Here is an 11,930-nt window from a genome sequence, read left to right on the forward strand (position 1 = left end):
AGGGTAAAACACTAATTAAATTTAGAAAATTAAAGTAAATGTGATAAAAATATTTCAAAGTTCATAAAAAGGTAACTTGATTTTGTGAATATGTTAGATTATTGTATATGTATAGAATATTGGCATTTGATAGTAAAATTTACGGCAAATGAAATACATTTAATGTTGTAAATTAAAAGTAGTAAAACATAGTAGTAATGAGTTTAAACATAGCGAAGTATGCTTTGCTAAGTCACTAAAAAAGGGGGATTATTTGTGAAAAGTAAAAGATTGTTAGCAGCATTATTAACAGTTTCATTGACTGCTTCAATGGCACTAGTAGGCTGTAAGAAGGATGAGGCAACTACAGATGATAATAAACCAGCTGAGGGAAATAAAGAAGAAGCTAAAATGGATAAGGATCAATATTTAAATGTATTATTACGAGCTGAACCTAGATCGCTAGATCCTTCAAAAAGTACAGATGGATATTCTTCAGAGGTTTTAACTAATGTTATGGAATCACTTACAAGACTTCAAGCTGATGAAAATGGTCAAGGAAAGATTGTACCAGGAGCAGCTGAAAGCTGGAAACAATCTGATGATGGATTGACTTGGACGTTTAAGTTAAGAGATATGAAATGGTCAGATGGTCAACCAGTTACAGCAGAGCAATTTGTTTATGGTATGAAAAGAACCTTAGATCCTAAGACAGCTTCTCAATATGCATTCTTATTATATCCAATAAAAAATGCAGAAGCTTATAATGGAGAAAAAGCTAAAGCGGAAGATGTTGGAGTTAAGGCTGTTGATGAGAAAACTTTAGAATTTACTTTAGAGAGACCTTGCTCTTATTTCTTAGATTTAACATATTTTAAGGTAATGGAACCACAAAGACAGGATGTAATTGAAAAGCATGGTGATAAATATGGTACAGAGGCAAACACAATGGTATTCTCTGGTCCGTTCATGATAAAAGAATGGGTGCATAATAATAAAGTTGAACTGGTTAAAAATCCAGAATATTGGGATGTTGAAAATGTAAAATTAGAAAAAGTAACAATGAAGATTATAAAAGAACCTAATTCAAGAATGAATGAACTTTATAATGGTTCAATAGATTTAGGAGAGGTTAATAAACCGGAGTGGATAGAAAAGCTTGACAAAACAGGCAATTTTAATGTTAAAAAATACTTTGAAGGTGGAACAACATATGTGTTCTATAATCAAAATACAAAATATTTTAAAAATGCTAAAATAAGAAAAGCCTTTACAGTAGCAAGAGATAGAGAGGGAACTGTTAAAACATTATATAAAGGTATAGGAGAACCAGCATTAGCTTTTTGTACTCCAGCAGTAAAAATAGATGGAGTAGATTATAGAGAAAGAGCTAATTATTCGCCAGTGGAGGATTTAAAGAAAGATAATCCAGATCCTAAGGCACTATTTATAGAAGGATTAAAAGAATTAGGACTAGATCCAGATCCATCTAAGCATACAATAAAGTTGATTCAATCAGGAACAGATGCTCAATCTAAAGAGTTTGCTGAATTTGAACAACAAAACTATAAGAATGTATTAGGCGTAAACATTGAGCCAGACTACTGTGAATGGGCAGTATTCCAAAGTAGAACAGATGAGGGAGATTATGAAGCGGCAGGTCAAACTTGGGTTGGAGATTACAATGATCCTAGTACTTTTTTTGATATTTGGTTATCAAATGCAGGTATAAATAATACTGGATGGTCAAGTGAAAAATATGATGAGATAGTTAAGAAAGCTAATGGTACTGCTGATCCAGAAGAGAAAACCAAATTATTTAAAGAGGCTGAAAGGATATTAATTTATGAAAAAGCGGTGGTTAACCCAGGTATATATAGATATTATAATACTTATCTTCGTAACTATGTTAAAAACTATTCAAGGGCAGCTTTTGGATCAATTGATTTGAAAAACACTTATACCGATGGAAGAGAGTAATTTATAAAAAAGGTGAAAATGAGTGATGCAATTTTTATTGCATCACTTTTTTTATTATCAGACTTTTAACTCTTGTAATATTTTAACTAAATATGAAATATGTATATATATTAAAAAGTAAATTAACAAACTGTTATTAAAGTATGTATAAAGTTTTAAATATTATTAAAATAGCTATAAATGAGGAAATATCTATTGATTTCTAAAATGTCATTATATATAATCATAAATATAAAATGAACGCATAAATATCTATTTAAACTAATTATATTAATACAGTTAATAGTTTAAAGATTGTGAAAAATGAGAAATATGAAATATATTTAAACTAATATTTTCTTTGTGTGGTATTCAGTTTTTTTAAGAAATTTTAAATAGAGAAAGTATTATTAATATATAAAAAGATATAATTTATTTTTATATAACCTTCATGGTTAGTAATTTCCATGTGGGAGTAAAGATAATTTAAACACAATAAATAAAATTATTGGGTAATAAAAGAGGGGGAACTAATTGTGAAAAGTAAAAGATTATTAGTTGCATTATTGACTATTTCTTTAACTGCTTCCATAGCTTTAGCTGGATGCGGAAAGAAAACAGATGAAAAACCAGCTGAAGGTGGTAATGAGAATACTAGCGAAATTAAAATGGATAAGGAGCAATATTTAAATGTACTATTGCAGTCTGAACCTAGAACGCTAGATCCTTCAAAAAGTACAGATGGGAATTCTTCAGACGTTTTAACTAACGTTATGGAAAGTCTTACAAGGCTTCAAGGTGATGAAAGTGGCAAGGGAACTATTGTACCAGGGGCAGCTGAAAAATGGGACTCATCTGAAGATGGCTTAACTTGGACATTTCATTTAAGAGATATGAAATGGTCAGATGGACAAGCAGTTACAGCAGAACAATTTGTTTATGGTATAACTAGAACTTTAGATCCTAAAACTGCTTCACAATATGCATTCTTACTATTTCCAATAAAAAATGCAGAGGCTTATAATGGAGGCAAAGCTAAAGTTGAAGATGTTGGAATTAAAGCAGTTGATGAAAAAACTTTAGAATTTACATTAGAAAAGCCGTGTACTTATTTCTTAGATTTAACTTATTTTAAAGTAATGGAACCACAAAGAAAGGATATAATTGAAAAACATGGTGATAAATATGGAACTGAAGCAGATACAATGGTATTTTGTGGTCCATTTACGATAAAAGAATGGGTTCATAATAATAAAGTTGAACTAGTTAAAAACCCAGAGTATTGGGATGCTGAAAATGTAAAATTAGAAAAAGCAACGATGAAAATTATAAAAGAACCTAACTCAAGAATGAATGAACTTTATAATGGATCATTAGATTTGGTAGGTGTTAATAAGCCAGAGTGGATAGAGAAGTTTGATAAAACAGGTAAGTTTGATGTTAGAAGATACTATGAAGGTGGAACAACATATACGTTCTTTAATCAAAATACAAAATACTTTAAAAATGCTAAAATAAGAAAAGCATTTATAATGGCAAGGGATAGAGAAGGAACTGTTAAGTCGCTATATAAAGGCATAGGAGAGCCAGCAACGGCTTTTTGTTCTCCAACAGTAAAAATAGCAGGAGAAGATTATAGAGAAAGAGCTAATTATTTACCGATAGAGGATTTGAAAAAGGATAATCCGGATCCTAAAGCTCTATTTATAGAAGGATTAAAAGAGTTAGGACTAGATCCAGATCCATCTAAACACACAATAAAGACCATTCAATCAGGTACTAGTGCTACAGATAAAGAGTTTGCTGAATTTGAACAACAAAACTATAAGGAAGTGCTAGGTGTAAATATTGAACCGGATTATTGTGAATGGGCAGTGTTCCAAAGTAGAACAGATGAAGGTGATTATGAAATGGCAGGCCAAACTTGGATTGGTGATTATAATGACCCTAGTACTTTCTTTGATATTTGGTTATCAAATGCAGGCATGAACAATGTAGGATGGAAAAGTGAGAAGTATGATGAGTTAGTTAAAAAAGCTAATGGTTCTGCTGATCCAGAAGAAAAAGCTCAATTATTTAAAGAAGCTGAAAAAATATTAATTTATGAAGATGCAATATTTAGCCCAGGTATATATAGATATATAAACACTTATGTTCGTAAATACGTTAAAGGTTATTCAAGACCAGCCTTTGGATCAATGGAATTGAAAAATGCTTATACAGAAGGAAGAGAATAAATTATATAAAATATAGAGAAATGAGTGATGCAATATTTATTGCATCACTTTTGTTTTTGTGAATTTTTAAAAATCAATAATAAAGATAGATTTGATGATTTAATATGAAGAAAATAATATTAATTAAAATTATTAATAAACTATTAATACAATATGAAGAAAAGGTTAAAGATTTCATAATTATGAGAAAAAGAGAGTTTTGAATTTTTAAAATAAATTTAAAAAAAATTTAAAATAGCTATAATAAAAAGAATAAAATGCCATATATGGAATGAATATTTCAATTAAATGAGAAGAAATTTGTAAAAAGTATTAAAAAATATAAGAAAAATTTTTCAGAAAAATAAATAATGTATAAATTATTAAATCTTTATTCAGAAAAAACTTCTTGATTTGTTAAAAAATTTGGTTTAATGTATATGTATATCAAACAAGCTATTGTAATACTAAAATATTTAATGGTTATACATCTAGTAAAATGTTAAATTTTCGTAATATTTTTTAAAAAAGTATTAAAAGATTATTAAGATTGTTTTATAAAAGAGGGGGATTAATTGTGAAAAGTAAAAGATTATTAGTATCGTTATTAACGGTTTCACTTACTGCTTCTATAGCATTAGCAGGATGTGGAAAGAAAGCAGATGAAAAACCGGCAGAAGGCGGAAATGAGAATACTAGTCAAGTTAAAATGGACAAGGATCAGTATTTAAATGTAGTATTAAGATCTGAACCAAAGTCATTAGATCCATCTAAAAGTGCAGATGGCTATACTTCAGAGGTTTTAACCAATGTTATGGAATCTCTTACAAGAGTTGAAACTGACGAAAATGGTAAAAGAGTTATTAATCCAGGAGCAGCTGAAAGCTGGAAACAATCTGACGATGGAAAGACTTGGACGTTTAAGTTAAGAGATATGAAATGGTCAGATGGACAACCAGTTACAGCGGAACAATTTGTTTATGGTATAAGAAGAACATTAGACCCTAAAACTGCTTCTCAATATGCATTTTTGTTAGAGCCAATAAAGAATGCACAAACTTTTAATAAAGATAAAGATGGTAAATTTAATGTAGAAGAACTTGGGGTTAAGGCTATTGATGAGAAAACTATAGAGTTTACTTTAGAGAGACCATGTTCTTATTTCTTAGATCTAACATATTTTAGAGTAATGGAACCACAAAGACAGGATATAATTGAAAAACATGGTGATAAATATGGAAGTGAAGCAGAAACAATGGTATTCTCAGGTCCATTTATGATAAAAGAATGGGTGCATAATAATAAGGTTGAACTAGTTAAAAACCCAGAATATTGGGATGCTGAAAATGTAAAATTAGAAAAAGTAACAATGAAAATTATAAAAGAGCCTAATTCAAGAATGAATGAGATTTACAATGGTTCTTTAGATATAGGAATGGTTAGTAAACCAGAGTGGATAGATAAGCTTGATAAAACAGGTAATTTTAATGTTGAAAGAGGCTATGATGGTGGAGCAACATATGTGTACTTTAATCAGAATACCAAATATTTTAAAAATGCTAAAATAAGAAAAGCCTTTATAACAGCAATGGATAGAGAGGGAATGGTTAAAACACTATATAAAGATTTAGGAGAACCAGCAACAGCATGGTGTCCTCCTGAAGTAAAAGTAGGTGAAGTAGACTACAGAGAAAGAGCTAAGTATACACCAGTAGAGGACTTGAAGAAAGATAATCCAGACCCTAAGGCATTGTTTATAGAGGGATTAAAAGAGTTAGGATTAGATCCAGATCCATCTAAGCATACAATAAAGATAATTCAATCTGGAACAGATGCGGGTGCTAAAGAGTTTGCTGAATTTGAACAAGAAAACTATAAGAGAGTATTAGGTGTAAACATTGAACCGGATTATTGTGAATGGGCAGTATTCCAAACTAGAACACTAGAAGGGGATTATGAAGTTGCGGGCAAAAATTGGTCTGGAGATTATAATGATCCTAGTACGTTCTTTGATATGTGGAAATCAGATGCAGGTGTAACTAATACTGGGTGGAAAAATGAAGAATATGATAAACTAATAAAGAAAGCTTCTGAAACTCAAGATCCAGATGAAAAGAGTAAATTATTTGCTGATGCGGAAAAACTATTAGTTTATGAAGAGGGAGTATTTAGCCCAGGCGTATGGAGATATAAAAATTATTATATACGTAATTTTATTAAAAATTACTCAAATCCACTATTCGCAGTACCTGATTACAAGTATGTTTATACAGATGGAAGAGAATAATTAAATATTAAAAAAAGAGACAATTACTCATAACTAAAATTAGTTATGAGTAATTGTCTTTTTTTATTTAACAATTTTAATAGTTATTTAATAGCTATTTAAATTGTTTAATTGTGTATAAATTATTTTGTTAATCATAAGAGAGCAATATATATTATAACAAATTTCATTTCTAGAAAAGATAAGAGAGATTTTGAAAAATATAATAATTATTTATTAGAAATTGCGAGAAAACTATTGAAAAGAATATTTACAATAATTAATTTTTTAGTACATATTTTGAATAGGATGCTTTGTGGGAGTTAAAAAATATAGGGAAAATTGTAAGAGGTAAAATTGCAAAAAAATTAACATGTTATTGCAAAATATAAATTTATAGAATTATCTTTTATTTATAAGTTTTTATTCAAGAAAACAATATAAATCTTTGAAAATATAAAACAAAGTAAAAGTTTACAAAAATTTATTTAAAAATTAATAAAAAATTTAAGAAGCTATAATATATTGCAAACCACGCTATAATAAGGGGTTCAAATATGTATTAAAAGTTAATTCTTAATATTTTATTAATAAGTTTAACAAAAGAATTAATAAAATTAAATTTTTTATTTAAAAAATATTTCACATAAAAAATATCTTGATTTTATAAAATTTTTAGTATATTATTTATTTCAAGTGAGAGATAAAAGACAAAAACATTCAAATAACAATAAATTTAAACAATTTATGACAAAATATTTAAACAAATAAAGAGGAAATTAATATTTTTATCTAATTTAATTAATATTTTAGAAAAAATATATATTAATAAACAGTAATAATAAGAAGAATATAAAAGAACTTATTATTTAAAAGAGGGGGATTCACTATGAAGAGTAAAAGATTATTAGTATCATTATTAACAGTTTCACTAACTGTTTCTGTAGCACTAGCAGGATGTGGAAAAAAGGCAGAAGACAAACCAGCAGAAGGCGGAAATGAGAACGCAAATGAAGCTAAAATGGACAAGGATCAATATTTAAATGTTCTATTACAGTCTGAACCAAAATCACTAGATCCTTCTAAAAGCACAGATTCATACTCTTCTCAAGTTTTAACCAATGTAATGGAAGCACTTACAAGAGTTGAAGCTGATGAAAATGATAAAGAAATTATTGTACCAGGTGCAGCAGAAAGTTGGACTACATCAGATGATGGATTGACTTGGACCTTTAAGATAAGAGATATGAAGTGGTCAGATGGTCAACCAGTTACAGCGGAGCAATTTGTTTATGGTATAAAGAGAACTTTAGATCCTGAAACTGCCTCTCAATATGGATTTCTATTATATCCAATAAAAAATGCAGAAGCTTATAATGCAGGTAAAGCTAAGGTAGAAGATGTTGGCGTTAAGGCTACTGATGAAAAAACTTTAGAGTTTACTTTAGAAAAACCATGTCCTTATTTCTTAGATTTAACACGTTTTAAAGTGATGGAGCCTCAAAGACAGGATATAGTGGAAAAATATGGTGATAAATATGGGACTGAAGTAGACACAATGGTGTTTAATGGACCATTCATAATAAAAGAATGGGTGCACAATAATAAAATTGAACTAGTTAAAAACCCAGAATATTGGGATGCTAAAAATGTGAAATTAGAAAAAGCAACAATGAAAATTATAAAGGAAGAAACTTCGAGAATGAATGAACTTTATAATGGTTCATTAGATGCGACAGCAGTTACTAAGCCAGAATGGATAGATAAGCTTGATAAGACTGGAGACTATGATGTTATAAAAGGATATGATGGCTCAGCTACTTATACGTTCTTTAATCAAAATAATAAATATTTTAAAAATGCTAAAATAAGGAAAGCTTTTTCCATAGCTATGGATAGAGAAGGCATGAGTGATACTCTATATAGAGGTTTATCAGAGCCGGCAAAGGCATGGTGTCCTCCAGCAGTGCAAATAGGTGAATTAGAATTTAGAGAAGAAGTTAAATCTGAGCCAATAGAGGATTTAAAGAAGGATAATACAGATCCTAAAGCTTTACTTATAGAGGGATTAAAAGAAGAAGGATTAGATCCAGATCCATCTAAACATACTATAACGTTTATTCAATCTGGTACTAGTGCTAGAGATAAAGAATTTGCAGAGTTTGGGCAAGATAATTATAAGAGAGTATTAGGTATAAATATTGAACCTGAATATTGTGAATGGGCAGTGTTCCAAAGTAGAGTAGATTCAGGAGACTACGAAATTGCATCTCAAGCATGGAGTGGAGATTACAATGATCCTAACACTTTCTTTGATTTATGGACATCAAATTCTGGTATGAACAGAACTGGATGGAAAAGTTCTGAATATGATGAATTAATAAAGAAAGCTAGTGAAACACTGGATTTAGGAGAGAGAGCTAAGATCTTTGCTGAAGCTGAAAAAATATTAGTTTATGAAGATGCAGCAATTAGTCCTGGAGTATGGAGATTTAAAAATACTTATGTTCGCAAATATGTTAAGAATTACTTCTCTCCAACTTTTGGAACGGTTGATTTAAAACATACTTATACTGAAGGTAGATAATAAATAAAAAAATAGAGCAGTTTTGCTCTATTTTTTATTTATCCCTGAATTGTGAACTGTGAAATATATACTGTGAATTTAATAGTTTTAATTAGAATGCTAAAAAGGCAAATTATTTTGGCATATACATTAATTTCAGAACCATGATATCTATGTATAGTCTAATATATTTATAAATGAACAGTTTTATTTACCAATTTATAAAAATAAATTTACAATATTAAATAAAATATAACATATTAAAAGAATAAAATACAAAAATTATTTTTAGAAAAAATATTTTTTAAAATTTAAGTTTATTAGGCAATATTTAGGTATAAAAAACCTTTCCTGGTAGAGAATATAACTATAGCAGGAGGGGTATAAACATGGGAAAAACGCCATTAAAAAAGGTTATTAAAGCTAAGCTTAAAAGTAATAAAGAATTAACTCCTTACGAGGAGATGAGAGAAAAGATAAAATATGAAATTGCAGAAGAATTAGGGCTTATAGATAAGGTAAAAGAATTAGGATGGAGTGGTCTTACCGCAGAGGAAACAGGACGAATTGGGGGATTGATGACTAAGAAAAAGAAGATGTTAAATATTCCTAAAAATGAAGATGCATATTAATAAATTAAATACTATGAATTTTTAGCACTGTTGTTGATTTAACATTTAATATATTTAATTATAAAACTTTGGACAAATATTTAGAAAAGCTGTAATATATTATTGTTATTTATTATAAGAATTTATTAATTTTATATAATTTTAAGGAGAAGAAGAATGTACTGTTATAAGAATTTTGCCAGTATATATGATGAACTTATTTATGGTGATGTGGATTATAAAAATTGGGGTGAAAAAATATTAAAAATATGTGAGGAATACTCCTTAGAAAGAAGAAACTATTTAGATTTAGCCTGTGGCACAGGAAATTTAACCGTAGAATTAGGTAAAAGCTTTCAAAATGTTTACGCCGTGGACTTATCACAGGAAATGCTTACAGTAGCAGAAGAAAAACTTCGTGGTAACGGTATAAGAGCAAAGGTTTTTTGCCAAAATATATGTAATTTGAACATAAAAAATAATTTTGATTTAATTACCTGTGCTTTAGATTCTACTAACTATATTACAGAAAAACAAGATTTAAAAAAATACTTTGAAGGTGTCTATAACTTATTAAGAGAAGATGGATTGTTCATATTTGATGTAAATTCGCGACATAAACTTATTAATATATTAGGAAATAACATTTTTAATTATGATAGTGAAGATGTTGTATATATATGGGAAAATTACTTAGAGGATGATATAGTAAATATGTACTTAACCTTTTTTGTAAGAGAAGGACAAGTTTATAAACGATTTGATGAAGAACATTGTGAGAGAGCTTACAGTGAAGAAGATATTGAGGATATTTTTAAAAAATTAGGATTTAAATTAGAGAAAAAGTTAGATTGTTATGATAATATACCAGTAAGTGAAAAAACTGAAAGAATTACCTATGTATTAAGAAAATAAATTTAAGTTGTATAAAATAGTTAGTTAAAGATAGTAATGCTATTTTATATTAGATTAAGAAATAAAATTCACTCATAGCAGTGCTATGAGTGAGTTTTAATAAGATAACATAATAAAAAAATAAACTAGCGTATTGGCTAGTGGTTTTTGAAGATATACAAATATATGGATTTAAACTAGGAGGAAGAAGATGGATAAGTTAGTAAGAGCAACAGCACATAATGGTGATGTTAGGATAATAGCGGCAATAACTACAAATATGGTTCAAGAAGGGATAAAGGCTCATAATTGTACGCCTACTGCATCAGCAGCTTTAGGAAGAATGCTGACAGCTGGAGGTTTAATGGGGGCTATGCTTAAAGCCAAAGGAGATAGCTTAACTCTTAATATAAATGGAGGTGGAGAAGCAGAGGGGATAGTAGTAACTGCTCATGCTGATGGAAGTGTTAAAGGATACATAGGAAATCCAAATGTAGATTTACCATTAAATCAGAAGGGTAAATTAGATGTCGGAGGGGCTATAGGAAAAGATGGTTATCTAAAGGTTATAAGAGACATGGGGCTTAAAGATCCGTATATAGGGCAAGTTCCTATATATACTGGTGAAATAGGTGATGATTTAGCCTATTATTTCACTGTTTCAGAGCAAACACCATCTGCAGTGGCATTAGGTGTATTAGTTGATACAGATTTAAGCATAAAAGCATCTGGTGGATTTATAATTCAAATGATGCCAGGAGCTTCTGAGTTTTTAGCAGATATAATAACTTATAGGCTTGAAGAAATTCCTTCAATAACTACTATGATAAGTGATGGAATGACAATAGAGGAAATATTAAAAAATATATTTGAAGATATGGATGTTAACATATATGAAGAAGGAAAAATAGAGTTTAAATGTGATTGCTCAAGAGAGAGAGTAGAAAGGGTTTTGATTAGTATAGGTAAAAAAGAATTACAAAACTTATATGAAGAAGGAAAAACAGAAGAAATAAAATGCCATTTTTGTAATAAAGCTTATGACTTTAAGACAGAGCAAATAGGTAAATTATTAAAAGAATTATAAAATAGGTAATCCTGTTGAAATTAAGAATGAAAATTATAGTTGAAATTAAATCTTCACTAATAATTCTATTGAGGGTTTTAAAAAGGGAAAGGTTATTTAAGTTAACTTTTCTTTTCTTTTTATTATAGAAAATACTCAGTACTTTAAAAAAGAAATCAAATTTAAAATTCTGCCATAGAAGAAAAGTTGTTATATATTTTTCATTGTCAGTTCTCAATTGTATAAGGAGATCTTTATAAATCTTTCATTTTTCATTCTTAATTAATAAACAAATTAATAGGTTGTTAAAATATAAGAAAATAAAAGATATATTTCAAAAAATAGAGTAATATAAAAATAATTTCTTTAAATA

The 11,930-nt window shown here is 28.7% G+C and carries 7 protein-coding genes; all 7 read left to right on the forward strand.

From position 1 onward, the window contains the following. Positions 1-255 precede the first annotated feature (255 nt). The gene (locus B3603_RS21960) at positions 256-1,959 is read left to right on the forward strand and encodes a peptide ABC transporter substrate-binding protein (RefSeq protein WP_291568983.1); all 1,704 of its coding nucleotides are present in this window, start codon (positions 256-258) and stop codon (positions 1,957-1,959) included. A gap of 515 nt (positions 1,960-2,474) precedes the next feature. Beyond that, entirely contained in the window at positions 2,475-4,175 is a 1,701-nt protein-coding gene (locus B3603_RS21965; protein ID WP_291568985.1) for a peptide ABC transporter substrate-binding protein, read from the forward strand. Positions 4,176-4,731: 556 nt separating this feature from the next. Next, on the forward strand, positions 4,732-6,441 hold the full coding sequence (locus tag B3603_RS21970; RefSeq protein ID WP_291568987.1) for a peptide ABC transporter substrate-binding protein: 1,710 nt from the start codon (positions 4,732-4,734) through the stop codon (positions 6,439-6,441). Positions 6,442-7,309: 868 nt separating this feature from the next. After that, positions 7,310-9,007, forward strand: a complete 1,698-nt coding sequence (locus tag B3603_RS21975) for a peptide ABC transporter substrate-binding protein (protein WP_291568989.1) — start codon at positions 7,310-7,312, stop codon at positions 9,005-9,007. Positions 9,008-9,375: 368 nt separating this feature from the next. Then, positions 9,376-9,618: a small, acid-soluble spore protein, alpha/beta type gene (locus B3603_RS21980; RefSeq protein WP_291568991.1), complete on the forward strand. Its 243-nt coding sequence runs from the start codon at positions 9,376-9,378 to the stop codon at positions 9,616-9,618. Between the two features lie 156 nt (positions 9,619-9,774). Continuing rightward, a complete protein-coding gene (locus B3603_RS21985; protein ID WP_291568992.1) occupies positions 9,775-10,512 on the forward strand; it encodes a class I SAM-dependent DNA methyltransferase in 738 nt (245 codons plus the stop codon). Between the two features lie 190 nt (positions 10,513-10,702). Continuing rightward, positions 10,703-11,578 (forward strand): Hsp33 family molecular chaperone HslO, encoded by an 876-nt coding sequence (hslO, locus tag B3603_RS21990; RefSeq protein ID WP_291568994.1) that lies wholly within the window; start codon positions 10,703-10,705, stop codon positions 11,576-11,578. Positions 11,579-11,930 lie beyond the last annotated feature (352 nt).

The organism is Clostridium sp. UBA2485 (assembly GCF_002341865.1).
In the GTDB taxonomy this organism is placed as follows: domain Bacteria; phylum Bacillota; class Clostridia; order Clostridiales; family Clostridiaceae; genus Clostridium_J.